The sequence below is a fragment of the Bacillus sp. SIMBA_074 genome (genome assembly GCF_046534555.1).
Lineage (GTDB): Bacteria > Bacillota > Bacilli > Bacillales > Bacillaceae_G > Bacillus_A > Bacillus_A mycoides.
The window spans coordinates 1-244 of sequence record NZ_JAWRYM010001061.1; the positions used below are offsets into that span (position 1 = coordinate 1).

1 protein-coding gene is annotated in these 244 nt (G+C 45.5%); it reads left to right on the plus strand.

Features of this window, described 5'->3' with window-relative positions; translation table 11 throughout:
• Positions 1–244 (plus strand): primosomal protein N' family DNA-binding protein (locus SB773_RS34010; protein WP_486304338.1); only part of this gene is annotated, 244 nt, incomplete at both ends.

Genomic DNA, 244 nt, shown 5'->3' on the forward strand with positions numbered 1-244 from the left:
AGCCCGGAATGCGGGTCATTGTGCCATTCGGTCCAAGAATGGTGCAGGGGTTCGTCACCGGATTAAAAGCTAAAAGCGACTTTGCGAAATTACGATATATAAAAGAACCAATGGATTTGGAGCCCATCCTTAATGATGAGTTGCTTCAGCTGGGTGACTGGTTGACCAAAGAGGCCATGTGTTTTAAAATTTCAGCCCTACAGGCCATGCTTCCGGCAGCAATGAAAGCAAAGTATGAAAAAGT